General features: G+C 65.8%; 19 protein-coding genes. 13 read left to right on the top strand and 6 right to left on the bottom strand.

Annotation, left to right across the window (positions count from 1 at the left end):
- Nucleotides 1-649: 649 nt before the first annotated feature.
- The 3 genes from rpsT to mutM all read right to left on the bottom strand — a co-directional run bounded on the left by rpsT (nucleotide 650) and on the right by mutM (nucleotide 2771).
- Nucleotides 650-922: a 30S ribosomal protein S20 gene (rpsT, locus tag DQG15_RS13495; protein ID WP_116086018.1), complete on the bottom strand. Its 273-nt coding sequence runs from the start codon at nucleotides 920-922 to the stop codon at nucleotides 650-652.
- A gap of 156 nt (nucleotides 923-1078) precedes the next feature.
- Nucleotides 1079-1855, bottom strand: a complete 777-nt coding sequence (locus tag DQG15_RS13500; protein ID WP_116086020.1) for an enoyl-CoA hydratase — start codon at nucleotides 1853-1855, stop codon at nucleotides 1079-1081.
- Between the two features lie 64 nt (nucleotides 1856-1919).
- Nucleotides 1920-2771 carry a bifunctional DNA-formamidopyrimidine glycosylase/DNA-(apurinic or apyrimidinic site) lyase gene (mutM, locus tag DQG15_RS13505; RefSeq protein ID WP_116086021.1) on the bottom strand — a complete coding sequence of 284 codons (852 nt, stop codon included), beginning with the start codon at nucleotides 2769-2771 and terminating at the stop codon, nucleotides 1920-1922.
- Between the two features lie 88 nt (nucleotides 2772-2859).
- Here mutM and ubiE point away from each other — a divergent pair, with 88 nt between their 5' ends.
- Nucleotides 2860-3627: a bifunctional demethylmenaquinone methyltransferase/2-methoxy-6-polyprenyl-1,4-benzoquinol methylase UbiE gene (gene ubiE, locus DQG15_RS13510; RefSeq protein WP_116086023.1), complete on the top strand. Its 768-nt coding sequence runs from the start codon at nucleotides 2860-2862 to the stop codon at nucleotides 3625-3627.
- On the top strand, nucleotides 3628-5172 hold the full coding sequence (ubiB, locus tag DQG15_RS13515) for a 2-polyprenylphenol 6-hydroxylase (RefSeq protein ID WP_116086025.1): 1545 nt from the start codon (nucleotides 3628-3630) through the stop codon (nucleotides 5170-5172).
- A gap of 10 nt (nucleotides 5173-5182) precedes the next feature.
- Here the strand turns inward: ubiB and DQG15_RS13520 are convergent, their stop codons facing one another.
- A complete protein-coding gene (locus tag DQG15_RS13520) occupies nucleotides 5183-5848 on the bottom strand; it encodes a flagellar hook capping FlgD N-terminal domain-containing protein (RefSeq protein ID WP_116086026.1) in 666 nt (221 codons plus the stop codon).
- Nucleotides 5849-5857: 9 nt separating this feature from the next.
- Nucleotides 5858-7201 (bottom strand): flagellar hook-length control protein FliK, encoded by a 1344-nt coding sequence (locus tag DQG15_RS13525; protein WP_116086028.1) that lies wholly within the window; start codon nucleotides 7199-7201, stop codon nucleotides 5858-5860.
- Nucleotides 7202-7314: 113 nt separating this feature from the next.
- Between DQG15_RS13525 and DQG15_RS13530 the strand changes: the two genes are divergently transcribed.
- The 6 genes from DQG15_RS13530 (at nucleotide 7315) to DQG15_RS13555 (ending at nucleotide 11047) form a co-directional block, all read left to right on the top strand.
- A complete protein-coding gene (locus DQG15_RS13530) occupies nucleotides 7315-7587 on the top strand; it encodes a rod-binding protein (RefSeq protein ID WP_116086030.1) in 273 nt (90 codons plus the stop codon).
- Complete coding sequence (gene flgN, locus DQG15_RS13535; protein ID WP_116086031.1) at nucleotides 7580-7903, top strand: flagellar export chaperone FlgN; 324 nt, start codon at nucleotides 7580-7582, stop codon at nucleotides 7901-7903. The genes DQG15_RS13530 and flgN overlap by 8 nt, the downstream gene beginning before the upstream one ends.
- 203 nt (nucleotides 7904-8106) lie before the next feature.
- Nucleotides 8107-9375 (top strand): flagellin, encoded by a 1269-nt coding sequence (locus DQG15_RS13540; RefSeq protein WP_116086033.1) that lies wholly within the window; start codon nucleotides 8107-8109, stop codon nucleotides 9373-9375.
- A gap of 78 nt (nucleotides 9376-9453) precedes the next feature.
- Nucleotides 9454-9831 (top strand): flagellar biosynthesis regulator FlaF, encoded by a 378-nt coding sequence (gene flaF / locus DQG15_RS13545; RefSeq protein WP_116086034.1) that lies wholly within the window; start codon nucleotides 9454-9456, stop codon nucleotides 9829-9831.
- Complete coding sequence (gene flbT, locus DQG15_RS13550) at nucleotides 9828-10232, top strand: flagellar biosynthesis repressor FlbT (RefSeq protein ID WP_116086036.1); 405 nt, start codon at nucleotides 9828-9830, stop codon at nucleotides 10230-10232. The genes flaF and flbT overlap by 4 nt, the downstream gene beginning before the upstream one ends.
- The gene (locus DQG15_RS13555) at nucleotides 10229-11047 is read left to right on the top strand and encodes a DUF1217 domain-containing protein (protein WP_116086038.1); all 819 of its coding nucleotides are present in this window, start codon (nucleotides 10229-10231) and stop codon (nucleotides 11045-11047) included. The genes flbT and DQG15_RS13555 overlap by 4 nt, the downstream gene beginning before the upstream one ends.
- A gap of 75 nt (nucleotides 11048-11122) precedes the next feature.
- Here the strand turns inward: DQG15_RS13555 and DQG15_RS13560 are convergent, their stop codons facing one another.
- A complete protein-coding gene (locus DQG15_RS13560) occupies nucleotides 11123-12451 on the bottom strand; it encodes a FliI/YscN family ATPase (RefSeq protein WP_116086040.1) in 1329 nt (442 codons plus the stop codon).
- A gap of 81 nt (nucleotides 12452-12532) precedes the next feature.
- On the opposite strand from DQG15_RS13560, the gene DQG15_RS13565 reads away from it, so the two are divergent.
- From DQG15_RS13565 to DQG15_RS13585, 5 genes are read left to right on the top strand one after another with little or no spacing between them, the layout of a single operon-like run.
- A complete protein-coding gene (locus tag DQG15_RS13565; protein ID WP_116086041.1) occupies nucleotides 12533-12910 on the top strand; it encodes a FlgB family protein in 378 nt (125 codons plus the stop codon).
- A gap of 3 nt (nucleotides 12911-12913) precedes the next feature.
- Nucleotides 12914-13303, top strand: a complete 390-nt coding sequence (gene flgC / locus DQG15_RS13570; RefSeq protein WP_116086043.1) for a flagellar basal body rod protein FlgC — start codon at nucleotides 12914-12916, stop codon at nucleotides 13301-13303.
- Between the two features lie 12 nt (nucleotides 13304-13315).
- Nucleotides 13316-13603, top strand: a complete 288-nt coding sequence (gene fliE, locus DQG15_RS13575; RefSeq protein ID WP_116086045.1) for a flagellar hook-basal body complex protein FliE — start codon at nucleotides 13316-13318, stop codon at nucleotides 13601-13603.
- Nucleotides 13604-13607: 4 nt separating this feature from the next.
- The gene (locus DQG15_RS13580; protein ID WP_116086046.1) at nucleotides 13608-13874 is read left to right on the top strand and encodes a flagellar biosynthetic protein FliQ; all 267 of its coding nucleotides are present in this window, start codon (nucleotides 13608-13610) and stop codon (nucleotides 13872-13874) included.
- 1 nt (nucleotide 13875) lies between these two features.
- Nucleotides 13876-14580, top strand: a complete 705-nt coding sequence (locus DQG15_RS13585; RefSeq protein ID WP_116086048.1) for a flagellar hook-basal body complex protein — start codon at nucleotides 13876-13878, stop codon at nucleotides 14578-14580.
- Nucleotide 14581: the final 1 nt, after the last annotated feature.

The following is a 14581-nucleotide window of genomic DNA, read 5'->3' on the forward strand; positions in this document are numbered from 1 at the left end:
ACATTCGGACGTAAGCAACCACCCGCTTGCCCAAGGACAAACGGTCAGTATGGACCGCACCCTACGCCGGTGCGTGTGTCTCCGGCTAACGGCCGGGTTGCTCATGTTCCGGACATGACCAGAGATCCGGCAATACGCGCCGAATGCTTGCTCGGATGCCGGGTACTCCGGCAATTCCGCTGGTCGACCGTGTCGCTCAACAAGCCGGACAAGACTTCCCCAAGACGTCCGGCGAGCGACTCGATCACTGTCCCCCCGGACGATGTGAATCGCTCGGACAAACTACCGTCCGGATCCGGGACTCGGCAACGCAAACCTGTACCTTGACTCTGTCCGGGCGCCCCCGAATCCGGGCAACCTATTGCGGCGCAAATCAAACAACCTTCCGACGCCTGGAGAGCGCCCCCGGGGCAGGCGCCCGGCAGACGGCTGAGCTCGCTTTTGCCCCGCGATGTGGCGCCCGAGCCGCAAATTTCGGCATCCGCCGAACGCACGGACCTCGCCGCCCGGATTTGCCATAAGACGCTGCGTCAGCGGAAAAAATTTTCCAAGCGAACGCCCCGCGTCGAATCGAACACGCACAAGAAAAAGGCCCGCCGCTGGTGCGACGGGCCTTCTCGAATTCGGGTGCTGAAACAGCGCTGGACGATCAGCCCTCAGCGCCGACCTTGCTCACGCGATGGGCCAGACGGGACATCTTCCGCGACGCCGTGTTCTTGTGGATGACGCCCTTGGTGACGCCTCGCATCAGCTCGGGCTGGGCGGTGCGCAGAGCGGTCTCCGCGGCTTCCTTGTCACCGGTGGCGATGGCCTCCTCGACGCGCCGGATAAAGGTCCGGATGCGCGAGCGACGGGCCTTGTTGACGGTGAGACGGCGCGCGGCCTGACGGGCGCGTTTCTTGGATTGCGGCGTATTGGCCATGTTCGGGTCCCTCGGATCGGGTCAGTTGCAAATCTTCGCACGCAAAAGTCCCGGGTTCGGTCCGAACCTGTCGATTCCAGCCTGAGCGGGCTCCACGCGCATGTGACGGCGGCCTATACGGCAATCCGCCCGGAGATGGAACCCCGGCCGGGCACCTTATTTGTCGCGGAAGGCAGGTTCGCGCTTTTCAAGGAAGGCGGACATGCCCTCGGACTTGTCCTCGGTGGCGAAAAGCGCGTGGAACATGCGGCGCTCGAAGAGGATGCCCTCGGCGAGCGGCGTCTCGTAGCTGCGGTTCACCGCTTCCTTGACCGCCATGACGGAAAGCGCGGACTTCTCAGCGATCTTGGCCGCGGCGGCCATCGCCTCTTCCATCAGCTTCTTGGCCGGAACCACGCGACTGACGAGCCCCGCCCTTTCGGCTTCCTCCGCATCCATGAACCGGCCGGTCAGGTGCATGTCCATCGACTTGGACTTGCCGCAGAGCCGGGTCAGCCGCTGCGTGCCTCCCATCCCGGCCATGACGCCGAGGTTGATCTCGGGCTGGCCGAACTTGGCGGTATCGGCAGCGATGACGAAGTCGCACATCATGGCAAGCTCGCAGCCCGCGCCGAGCGCGTAGCCCGCGACGGCCGCGATGATCGGCTTGCGAACGCGCTGGAGCGGCTGCGCCTCGGCGCCGAATATGTCCCCGCCGAACGCATCGACGAAGCTCATCTTGGACATCTCGGCGATATCCGCACCGGCGGCGAACGCCTTCTCGGTGCCGGTGATGACGATACAGCGCACCTTCTCGTTGGCATCGGCCTCCGTCAGCGCCTTCCCGAGCTCCCGCAGGAGCTGGGCATTCAACGCGTTCAGCGCCTCCGGCCGGTCGAGCTTGATCAGACAGATATGGTCCGACGTGTCGACGACGATCGTCTCGTACGCCATTGGGCGGATCCCCTTCACGGTGTCACAGGCACGTAGCCTTAGCAGCCACGCCCTCGCGTTCAAGCTATCTTTGGCAGACCGGGCAATAGAAGGTGGACCGACCCGACTGCACGATCCGGCGCACCTCGCCCGGGCATCCATCTGTCATGCAAGGCTGTCCCTCCCGGCCGTAGACGCGGAACGAGTGCTGGAAATAGCCCAGCTCTCCGTCCGTTTGGCGATGATCCCGAAGGGAGGAGCCGCCGGCCGCGATCGCCTCTTCGAGCACGGCGCGGATGACCGGAACGAGACGCCCCACGCGCTCCGCCGAAACCCGGCCGGCGAGGCGCTTCGGCGAGATGCGGGCGCGGTGAAGTGCTTCGCAGACGTAGATATTTCCAAGGCCCGCCACGACCTTCTGATCGAGAAGCGCCGCCTTGATCGGCGTCTTCCGCCCCGCGAGGCGCCGGACGAGATATGGCTCCGAGAAGGCATTGCCGAAGGGCTCCGGGCCCAGCCCGGCGAGGAGGGGATGCGCGTCCAGGTCCTTCGTCGCGATCAGGTCCATCGCTCCGAAGCGCCGAGCGTCGTTCATCGTCACCCGAGCGCCGCCATCCATGTCGAGGATCACGTGGTCGTGCTTCTGCGGCGTGCTTGCTTCGTGAACGAAATCGCCGACGGCATGGCCGGAGATCAGGATCCGTCCGGACATCCCCAGATGGATCAGCAGGGTCTCCCCGGTGTCGAGCTCGCCGAGGATGTATTTCGACCTGCGGCGCAGCGCGAGGACACGCGCGCCCGTCAGCCGTTCACCCATTTTCTCGGGCAACGGCCAGCGAAGGTCGGGCCGGCGGATGTCCGCCGCGACGATGCGGCGCCCCTCCATGGCCGGCACAAGGCCCCGCCGGACGGTCTCGACTTCGGGCAATTCGGGCATCGATCCTCGCTTCGTCGTTCGGGCCGTCCATTGTCTCCCGCCCCGGACGGCCTATAAGAAAGGGCGGTCTGCACCACGGCAAGGGCCCATGACCGATCATCCCCAGAGCGACCCGACGTCCCCCGAAACGCATTTCGGCGCACGCACCGTCCCGGAGTCCGAGAAGAAGGGGCTCGTACAGGGCGTCTTCACCTCCGTCGCGTCCCGCTATGACCTGATGAACGACCTGATGAGCGGTGGCGTTCACCGGTTCTGGAAGGATGCCATGATGGACTGGCTGGCACCGCGTCCCGGCCAGGTGCTCCTCGACGTGGCCGGCGGAACGGGGGACATCGCGTTCCGGTTCCTCAAGCGCGCGCCGACCGCGACGGCCACGATCTGCGACGTCACCACCTCCATGCTCGAAGCCGGGCGCGGCCGGGCGGACGCGGAGAGCTTCGCCGAGCGGCTGGATTGGGTCGCGGGCGATGCGATGGCGCTGCCGTTTCGGGCATCTTCCTTCGACGTCTTCACGATCGCCTTCGGAATCCGCAACGTCACGCGGCCGCAAGAGGCCCTGAACGAGGCGTTCCGCGTCCTGAAGCCGGGCGGGCGACTGATGGTTCTCGAATTTTCCCGCGTTCCGAACGATGCGCTGCGCCGCGCCTACGACGCCTACTCGTTCAACGTCATTCCCGGCATGGGCAAGCTCGTGACGGGGGACCGTGACAGCTACCAGTACCTCGTGGAATCGATCCGCAAGTTCCCCGATCAGGACACCTTCGCCTCCATGATCCGCACCGCTGGCTTCGAGCGCGTCGCGTATCGCAACCTCTCGCTCGGGATCGCGGCCCTTCATTCGGGGTGGAAGATCTAGGTGCGCGGACCCCACAATATCTGGCGGCTTATCCGCACCGGCGCGACGCTCGAGAGGACGGGCGCGATGAGCGTCGTCCTCGAAGCGATGGATGCGCCGCCGCGCCTGCGCGCCGTCGCGCGGATCCTGGGGCGGCCGTTCCGGTTCCTCGGGGACGAGGGCGATCCCGCGCTGCCGCCCGCGACGCGGGCCCTGACCGCGCTCGGTCCGGCCTACATCAAGTTCGGCCAGATCCTCTCCACGCGCCCGGACGTCGTGGGCGACGATCTCGCCCGGCAGCTCCGCGTCCTTCAGGACAAGCTCGCCCCGTTCCCGCGGAGCGAGGCGCTCGCCGCCGTCTCCGCGGAGCTGGAAGCAGATCCCGAGACACTCTTTTCGGAATTCTCGGAGCCCGTCGCCGCCGCCTCGATCGCGCAGGTCCACCATGCGCGCGTCGCCGAGACGGGACAGGAGGTCGCGGTGAAGGTGCTGCGGCCGGGCATCGAGCAGGCCTTCCGCCGGGATATCGATGCGTTCTACCTGATCGCGTCCGTGATCGAGACGCTTCACCCCGCCTCCCGTCGCCTGCGGCCGCGCGAGGTCGTGGAGCATTTCGAGAACACCGTTCTTGGCGAACTCGACCTGCGGATGGAAGCCTCGGCAGCCGCCGAATTCGCCGCGAACACCAAGGCGGACAAGGGGTTCCGGGTGCCGGGCGTGCATTGGTTCCTCTCCGGCCGGAGGGTGATGACGCTGGACTGGGCCGAAGGCATTCCCGCGAATGACCTGCCCGCGATCGACGCAATGCAGCACGACCGCGCGGCTCTCGGCGATCGGGTGCTGGAGTTGTTCCTCAACCATGCGCTTCGGGACGGCTACTTCCATGCGGACATGCATCAGGGGAACCTCAAGGTCTCTCCGGACGGGGACATCATCGCCCTCGATTTCGGCATCATGGGGCGGATCGACGATTACACCCGCCGGGTCTATGCCGAGATCATCTACGGCTTCATCCGCAAGGATTACCGGCGGGTTGCAGAGGTGCACTTCGAAGCCGGGTACGTCCCGGCCGACCGCGACGTGGACGAGTTCGCCCGCGCCCTGCGCGCCGTCGGCGAGCCGATCTTCGGCATGGACGCCTCCCGCATTTCGATGGGCCGCCTCTTGACCTATCTCTTCGAGGTCACGGAGCGTTTCGGGATGGAGACGCGGACGGAGCTGATCCTTCTGCAGCGCACCATGGTCGTGGTGGAAGGGGTGTCGCGGTCGCTCAATCCTCGCATCAACATCTGGAACACCGCGCAGCCCGTGGTCGAGACCTACATCCGCGACAATCTCGGCCCCAAGGCCTTCGCACGGGATCTGGCAAGGACGGCGCGTGTCCTGTCCCGGTTCGGCCCGCGCCTGCCGCATCTGGCCGAGGAGCTTCTGCGCGAAACGCAGAAGGACCGGCGGGATCAGGTGCAGGAGCAGGGCCGGAGGGAGGAGCCCAGGCGACGTGGTCTGTGGTTCGCGTTCGGCGCAGCCTCGGCGCTCCTTGCCGGGTGGGTCATGACTCTGCTCTGACGCCGGTCCGCTAGCGTCCGGCCCTGACCGCGGCGATCTCGGAGGCGGCGATTTCCGCGCCGCCGGCGAGCACCAGCCGGACCTCCCCCCCGGCGTTCCGCGCTTCGGTGACCGGGACGTAGACCTCCGCCGGGTCGGTCGAGATCACCTCGCCCGCCTCGTCCAGCGCCTCCGTCTCGAAGCTGTAGATCCCGGGCGCGGCCATCCCGCCCCCCATGAGTTCGCCGGTCCAGTCCAGCGGCGAGCCGCTGGCCCCGATGCGAACGCGGTCCCGCTCCACGCCTTCGGCATCCCGCACGACAAGATCGGCGGTGCTGGCCTCCGGCGGAGGAGACGGCACGACGGTGATCGGCCGCCCGGTGAACGCGGCCGGCGCCTCCGCCCGTGCCTCCATGCCGACCCAGCCGGCAAGCTGCGCCATGTTCCCGGCCCCCATCGACCGGGCCAGTCCCTCGAGCAGCTGGTTGGTCTGGACCTGCTGCTCGACGCCGGAGAACGTCGCGAGCTGAAGCGCAAAATCCGACGATTCCATCGGGTTCAGCGGATCCTGATTGGCCATCTGCGTCGTCAGCATCTTCAGGAACGTCTCGAAATCGGACGACAGGGCAGCGCTTGCCGTCTTGCTCGCGCTTGTTTGAGTGCCCTGAGAGGTGAGCTGTGCGGGCGAAACATCCATTATGGTCTCCTATACTCTGAGATCGAGGCCCGTGCCCGGCGCCATTCTGATCGAGGCGGCAGGCTCCGCTCCAGCTCCGTCCGGCAGAGCTCCCCCGGTCTGGAACGGCGCATCGTCGTCCCTGCCCTGCCGGGTGGATCCGCCGGAGAAGTCGAAGCTTGCAGAGCCATACCCGAGTCCAGCGAGATCGCGGGCGAGAAGCTCGGAATGGCGCCGAATGAGATCGAGCGTCTCCTGCCGGTCGGCGACGACGCTGACGCTCATCCCGTTCTCGCCACGGGAGAGGGTCAGGCTCACCCGACCGAGCTCCTCGGGATCAAGACGGATCTCCACGCGCCCATCGGGTTGGCGCCGCGCGGCGTCGGCGATCTGCTGGGTGATTGCCGCGGCCTGGGTCTGGGCCTGCGCCGGATTGGTCTGGGGGGCGGTCGCGGGACCGGCAGGAGACGTACTCTGCAGCGTGCCTGCGTCCCCGCCCCCTGCAGGCATCGCGGCCGTCTCTGCCTGCCCGGCCCCGATCCCCGGATCGACGGCGGCCAACTGGAGGAAAGCCTGCTGCGGCATGACCTTGACCTGTGGCGTCAATCGATCGGGCGCCGCGGCCCGAGGCGAGGGCTTGTCCTCCACCTCCTCGGGCGGCGCCCGCTCCGCCCGAGCCCGCTCTGCGTTCCTCTCATCCGCCAGAACACGCACCTGAACCTGTCGGTCCTCGGTCACGGCAAGACGATCGACCGAGGTCTGCCCGCCTACCACGCGTCCGGTGACGGCACGCGGCCCCTCTGCCGCGCGCGCATCGACGGCGCGCATATCAACCGAGCTGACATCGAACGGTTGCCCGGGTACGGGCGTGTTGCTCGTCACGGATCGGAGCTCCGGCTGCTGAGGTACTTCTGCTGCCTCGCGCGTCCCTCTCGGTATAGGCGTTTCGGCGGTCGCCTCGATCCGCGGGGGAGCCGCGAACTCGGCCCCGGCGGCACCGGCACGCAAGTCCCTCGTCCGATCCTCCGCCGGCTGGCCCTGCGCAGGGTCCATCGCCTCATCACCTTCGGGTTTGCCCCGATGCGACGGGACGTCCACCGGAGCGATAGTCTCACCGGACTCCACCACGATTTCCGCAACGTTCGCTGCCTCGACATCCGGATCGACATCCTGGTCGTTCGTCGGGGCACCCCCGGCAGCGAGGGCCTCCCCGTCAGGCAATAGCGCGCCCTGCTCCCCGTCCGGAACACCGACTTCGGGCATCATATGAAGCAGGAACGACACGCCCGAATCGCCCTTGGCCGCGTCCGGCGCGGTCGTTCTGGAGGGCTCGGGAGCCACGGACGGAACGGTCTGGGGCAGCGCGAGATACATCGGCTGTGGGCCTCTCTCGGGGTATCGACCACCGTCAGATATCCCAAGCCCCTTACCACTTCTTTACCGGCGGAACGGTAATAGCGCCGCCACACAGGAAAAGGAGTGGCAGAATGCTGATCGAGACGACCACCTCCGCCCCGCCGCAGGCGGACAGAAACGCGGCGATCCGGAAGGTCGCCACAGAGCTCGAGGGCGTGTTCCTTGACGAAATGCTGAAACACGCCGGCTTCGGCGAGGCGCGCGAGAGTTTCGGCGGCGGCGTCGGGGAGGCGCAATTTGCAGACATGATGCGCCGCGAACAGGCGCGTCATATCGCGAATGCCGGGGGGATCGGCCTTGCGGAACAGCTCTTTCAGCAGATCGCGGGGCGGAGCAATGAGTGAACGCAGCGCCAAGCGTCTCCTGCGCGTGCTCGAATCCGAACGCTCGGCCCTCCTGTCCGGTGACCTGGCACGGCTCGAAGAGATCACCGCGCGGAAGGAAGCGATCCTCGCCAAGGGAATCAGCCCTGCCGCCGCGCTTGCCGAAACGCTTGGACGGGTCGGTGCCGAGAACCATCGTCTGCTCAAGGCGGCGGCCCGGGGGATCGAGTCTGCGCTCTCTCGTATCGCAGAAACAAGCGCACCGCTCCGGACCTACGACGCCACCGGCTCCGCCCAAGGCACACCCTCAAGCGGTCGCCTCGAACGAAGACGCTGATTTTTAGTTCAATTCTTCCGTGTCTGATCCGTGCACCTTAGCCACCCGTTAGGGTTTGAGCGTCAGACATGGCCCCGCATCCAGCATGGATGGTCAGGCCATCGAAAGGGCCTGCCTCGGTCAGAACACCGACCACGCACCGCCCCCCGGCGGAACTTGCAAACAGGCGGAACACGCCGACCCACTTCAAGGACCTTACTCGTATGTCCAGCATTCTGACCAACACCAGCTCCATGGTTGCGCTCCAGACCCTCAAGGGGATCAATGCGAACCTGACCAAGACCCAGTCCGAGATATCCACGGGCAAGAGCGTTGCCTCGGCCAAGGACAACGCCGCGGTCTGGGCCATCTCGAAAGTGATGGAATCCGACGTGAAAGGCTTCAAGGGCATCTCCGAGAGCCTTTCCCTCGGCGAGTCCACCGTTGCCGTTGCCCGGCAGGCGTCCGAGACGGTCGTCGACCTTCTGAACGACATGAAGGGCAAGATCGTCGCGGCCCAGTCCGACAACGTCTCCCGCGCCACGCTGCAGGACGACGTCGATGCCCTGACGGATCAGATCAAGTCCGTGGTCGGTGCCGCGCAGTTCAACGGCCTGAACCTCGTCGATGGGTCCAGCAGCGCCTTTAACTCCAACGGCAATCTCGGTTCCGACATCCTGTCCTCGCTTGATCGCAATTCCAGCGGCGGCGTTGCCATCTCCAATATCGGCGTGGATGCCCAGAACCTCTCGACGACCGCCGGCACTGCCGTCACCGCCGCCACCAACAGCGTCGCGACGCTGACCGAGAACGGGGGCGCGAACGACACGACGCAGGTCGCCCTCGGCTCGAACTTTCTCGATACGTCCGGTGCCGCAACTGGAACGGCAGCACTGAAGGCGAGCGAAGCCGGTGTCGATACCTCTGTCAGCACGGGTCTCGTCGCCGGCGACGTCCTGCGTCTCAAGGTCGGCAACACCGAAGGCAGCTATACGGTGCAGGCCGGGGACGATAACAACGCCGTCCTGTCGGGGCTCAAGAACGGTCTGGCCGCAGCTGGCCTTGACGATACGAAGTTCAGCCTGACCCTCGGCGGCGGCACCCTCGACGTCGAGAACCTGACGAACGAGACGGGCATCGCCATCACTCTGACGCAGGAACGTGGCACGGGCGCCCTGGCTCAGCTCGAGAACCTGAGCGTTGCCACGGAGGCCGATGCGGAGACCGCGCTCGGAAATATCGAGGGCATGATCCAGTCCGCAACGGCCGCCGCGGCGGCATTCGGTTCCGTCCAGGGCCGCATCGAGACGCAGGCGAACTTCATCGACGAGCTGTCCGATGCCCTGACGGCCGGGATCGGTACGCTGGTGGATGCGGACATGGAAGAGACGAGCGCCAAGCTGCAAGCGCTGCAGGTGCAGCAGCAGCTGGGCGTCCAGTCTCTGTCCATCGCCAATCAGGCGCCGCAGTCCATCCTCTCGCTGTTCCGCTAAGGCAAAATCGGGGGCGCGGTCATTCGCGCCCCCGACCCGATCTAGTGTTCGAGTCACGAACATCCGGAAGGAAATCCAGTGAACGCAGTCGACATGGCCCGAATGGCCTACGGATCCGGATCGGCTCCGATCCGAACACAGCGCGGTACCGAATACGCCGTCTTCGCGGACGTCACCCGACGCCTACAATCCGCATGCTCTGCGGGCCCCGACGACTTCTCCGCCCTGGCCTCCGCCGTGCATGCCAACCGCCGCCTATGGATCATCCTGGCGGCTGACCTTGCTGATACGGACAACGGCTTGCCCCGCGATCTTCGTGCCCGCCTCTTCTACCTCGCCCGGTTCGTCGACCATCACAGTCGCCAGGTCCTGCGCCGTGAATTGGGCGCCGAGCCCCTCGTTGACATCAACAGGTCCGTCATGCGCGGCCTCGCACCGCAGGGGAAGGCGGCATGAGCGGGCTCGTCCTCAAACTGGGGCCCGGCGAGCGTGTGCTGATCAATGGAGCCGTGATCGAGAACGGCGAACGCCGCAGCCGCCTGAGCATCGTCAGCAAGAACGCAAATATCTTGCGGCTTAGAGATGCCATCCACCCGGAGGAAGCGACGACTCCGGTTCGCCGGGTCTGCTACATCGCGCAACTCGTCCTCGCCGGTGACGCGGCCCCGGACGAGGCCCAGCATCAGATCCTGCGTGGAATCGATCAGCTGTCCCAGGTCTTCGTTGCACGCGAATGGCTGCAGGTGCTCTCTATCGCAGGAGATCTCGTCCGCGAGAGGAATTTCTACCAGGCGCTCAAGATCCTGCGTCGACTGATCCCGGAGGAGGATCGCCTGATGTCGAGCGACGTGGCATGAGCTTTCAGCCGATTGTCGTGGGTGGCGGATATGGCGGCTGGCGTTTCCTGACGAGAACCCTCGAAAGCCAGCAGAAGACACATGCCGAGCATTCGAGCTCGTCGCGGGACAAGGCGTACTTCGCAGAGAAGATCGGATCGATCACCTCTGCCGCCGACCTCGTCGCGGACCGGCGATTGCTCGGCGTCGCGCTTGGTGCCTTCGGCCTCGAGGACGATATCAACAACCGTGCCTTCGTCGAACGTATCCTGTCTGATGGCACGATCGAGCCGGACGCGCTCTCCAACCGTCTTGCCGATAAACGCTACAGGAAATTTTCCGCCGCGTTCGGCTTCGGCAGTGGTCTTCCGCCTAAGACCATTCGCCCCGGCTTTGCAGATTCGATCCTGAAGGAGTTCGCGGTTCGGAGCTTCGAGAAGGACGTGGGTGAGCAGGATGCGAACCTCCGCCTTGCACTCGGCGCGCGGCGGGAATTGGGCGAACTTTCAAACGCCGGTGGATCAGCCAACACCGGATGGTACACGATCATGGGCAACAAGCCTCTGAGGGCCGTCTTCGAAAAGGCGTTCGGCCTCCCGGCCTCGTTCGGCGCTCTCGATCTCGACGCACAGCTCGACACGTTCAAGGATATTGCTGAACGACGTTTCGGAGCGAGCAGCGCGGCCGATTTTGCGGAGCCTGAACGCATGGAGAAGTTGATCCGCATATTCCTCGTCCGCGCCGACGCGGAGGCATTCGGTGCTACGACTGGATCTGCGGCCCTGACCCTCGTCAGTCAGGCCGCAACCCTTCAGGCAAGCTTCAGGCAGAGATAGAAAAGCGAGACCGTCTCTTGCTTTCTCTGCCCGGCCTCCGCTCCTTAGCGAGCGCGATATCCCTCTGGGCCGACCTTACAGTAGCCCTCCCGGCGCTAGCGCGGCGGACAACTTCAGGAAAGACGATGCGACGCAGTCCGAGGGTTCAGATACGAAGTGGTCGAGCGACGTCCATACCTTGATCGCAGCATCCGTGGCGGCATCCGAGCCCGGCTCGTAGAGGCCGGATTGGATCATGAGTTCTGCACGCGCATATGCGCCCAGCCTCTGTCGGGCGGTCGCAATGATCGCGTTTTCCCGCGGCGTCGCTGCCGAGGGCAAGCTCCGGGAGACCGACCGCAAGACGTCGATTGCCGGGTAGCGGCCGCGCTCGGCAATCTCGCGATCGAGAACCACGTGGCCGTCGAGTACGCCCCGTATCGTATCGGCGACTGGCTCGTCCATGTCCGAGCCGGCGACCAGCGTGGAGAAAACGGCCGTGATGTCTCCGTCGCATCCATACGCACCGGGCCCCGTCCGCTCGGCCAGGGACATCGTCGCATGGGCCATGGACGGCGGGAAGCCCCGCATCGACGCCGATTCGCCCGAGGCAAGTGCAACCTCCCGATGCGCTTCGGCAAACCGGGTGATCGAATCCGCCAGAAGAAGAACATGCTGCCCCTCATCGCGGAAATGTTCGGCCACCGTCAAAGCCGCCGGCAAAGCCAGCCGCCGGGACAGCGGAGGCTGATCCGACGTCGACACAACGACAACGGACCGGGCAAGGCCCTCGGGTCCGAGAACGTCGCGAACGAAGGAGCCGAGCTCCCGCCCCCGCTCCCCGACGAGCGCGATCACCACGACGTCGGCTTCGAGCCCCCGGGCGAGCATTCCGAGAAGGGAGGATTTCCCGACGCCCGACCCCGCGAAAAGCCCGATCCTTTGCCCCCGAACAACCGGCAGGAGCGTGTCGAACACCGCGAGACCCGTATCGAGGCGGGGCCCGAACGGTTTGCGAGCGGAGGCCGGCGGCGGCGCTGAAAAAAGCGCGCGCGGATGTGAGGACCGGCCGAGCGGGCGCCCGTCGAGCGGCTTGCCGTGAGGATCGACGATCCGGCCAAGCCACCCCCGATCCGGCGCGAGGCTGGGGGGACCGATGAGAACCGCGGGATCCCCAACCCTCAGTCCCGCGCCATCCCCGTCGGGGAAGACACTGACTGCACTATCGCATAGGCCAACGATCTCCCCCCGTATCCGCCCCGCGGCTCCTTCGAACCGAACGTGATCGCCGAGCGCCGCATCTCTCGCGAGACCTCCGACCTCGAACAGACCCCGTCCCGCCGACAGGATTCTTCCCGCCGGCCGAAATGCGCTCCGATCCCGGAATTCCGCGTCGAACAGGTTTTCTATGGTCGTTTCGGCCATTCTGAGCCTCCCCGTTTTGTTGCAAACGGTTTTTAAAGGAATCGGCCTTAAGAGAGTGTTGAAGCAAACGGGAGAACCCCGATGTTCGACACCTTGGACGTCTTCAGAATGGCCCATGGCATGGCGGCGCATGCCGGGCGTCGCCAGGCTCTTATCGCCGGCAACATCGCGCGCGTGGATATGCCCGGCGAGGTTGCCCGCGATATCGCGCCCTTCAGCGAAGTCTGGGACGCGACATCCCGGCCAGGCCCGTCACGAACGCGGGCGGGGCATCTCGTGACCGGCTGGAGCCGCTCTCCGGACGTAATGACCGAGACTTCAAACGCGGACCCGAACGGCAACACCATTTCCGTCGAGACAGAGATGGTGAAGTCCTCGGAGACGCGGCAACAGCACGAAATAGCGCTCGCGATCTACCGCAACGCGCTCAACGTCATCCGGCACGGCCTGGGGCGGTAAGGGATGAACGATCTCGCGCGCACCATGTCGCTCTCGGCGAGCGGGCTCAAAGCTCAGGCCGCCCGGATCAAGCACGTCTCGGAAAACATCTCCAACGTGGACACGCCCGGTTACCGGCGAAAGACCGTCGCATTCACCCTGGAGGAAACCGGCACCGAGACGCGCGCCGTCCGGACGGGACCCGTTCGGCTGAGCCAGGCTGATCTGGAGCGAATTCACGACCCCTCCCACCCCCTCGCCGATGCCAGCGGGACCTACGAGGGGTCGAACGTCGATCTGATGATCGAGATCGCGGACGCCCGTCAGGCCCAACGCAGCTACGAGGCCAATCTCAAGGCATTCGATCAGGCCCGGCAGATGATGGCCGGCCTGCTCGATCTGATTAAACGCTAAAGGAGATCCAGAATGGAGATCGCAGCTCTCGGCGCCCTCAGGGGCTATGCCGACGCACGCCCCGTCACCGCGCCCAACCCCGGTAGCGGCCCCGGCGCAGTTTTCGGCGATGCAGTGCGGAACATGACCGCCACCGTCGCGAAGGGCGAGGCGACGGCGAAGGCGGCGATGCTCGGCGAAGCCGACCCCCACGCTCTCGTGTCCGCCCTGGCGCAAACCGAGCTGGCCGTCGAAACTGCGGCAACCATCCGCGACAAGGTCGTCGAGGCCTATCAGGAAATCCTGCGGATGCCGGTCTGATCCCATGAGCGAGGCCGTTTTCTTCGACGTACTGCGCGAGGGTCTGAGACTGGCGGTCGTGATTTCCATGCCGATCCTCGCGGTTGCGTTGGCGGCGGGCCTCCTCGTCGGCCTCTTTCAGGCCCTGACCTCGGTGCAGGAAATGACGCTCACCTTCGTACCGAAGCTCCTCGCCATCGTTTGCACCTTCTGGATCTCGATGGGGTTCATGACCGGTGCGCTGACAAACTTCTTCACCGCGCGGCTCGTGCCGCTGATCGCGGGGATCTGACATGTCGTCCTATATTTCCCTGACCCGGCAGAGCGGCCTGATGGCCGAGATGCGAACCATCGCCAACAACATGGCGAACCTTTCGACGACCGGCTTCCGCCGCGAGGGGGTCATCTTCTCCGAATGGGTGTCCTCGGCCGGCGAGGGGCCGTCGACAAGCATGGGCGCGGCGCGGGGACGGACCGTGGACCTGTCACAGGGGCCCCTCAACCGCACAGGCGGAACGCTTGACCTGGCGATCGAGGGGGAGGGCTTTTTCGCTGTCGAAACTCCGGACGGCCCCCGCCTCACGCGGGCCGGAGCCTTTCAGCCCAGCGGCAACGGAGACCTCGTCACTCCGGACGGTCACCTCGTGCTCGACGCGGGGGGCGCCCCGATCTTTGTCCCGCCCGACGCTCGGGGGGTCGCAGTCGCGGCGGACGGGACGGTAAGCGCGGACGGCCGTCCCGTCGCGCAGATCGGTCTCGTCGTGCCACGCGACCCCACCGAGCTGGAGCGCACGGGCGATACGCTCTTCCGCGCCGAGGGCGGAACCGACCCCGCCGACAATGCCACGATCCTGCAGGGCTTCGTCGAGGGGGCCAATGTCAACCAGGTGCTGGAACTGGCCCGGATGATCGAGGTGCAGCGGGCCTACGAACTGGGCCAGGGCTTCCTCGACCGTGAGAGCAAGCGCGTTGCCAGCGTCATCGAAACGCTCGGCTGAG

It is taken from the genome of Tropicimonas sp. IMCC34011 (genome assembly GCF_003390865.1).
In the GTDB taxonomy this organism is placed as follows: Bacteria; Pseudomonadota; Alphaproteobacteria; order Rhodobacterales; family Rhodobacteraceae; genus Tropicimonas_B.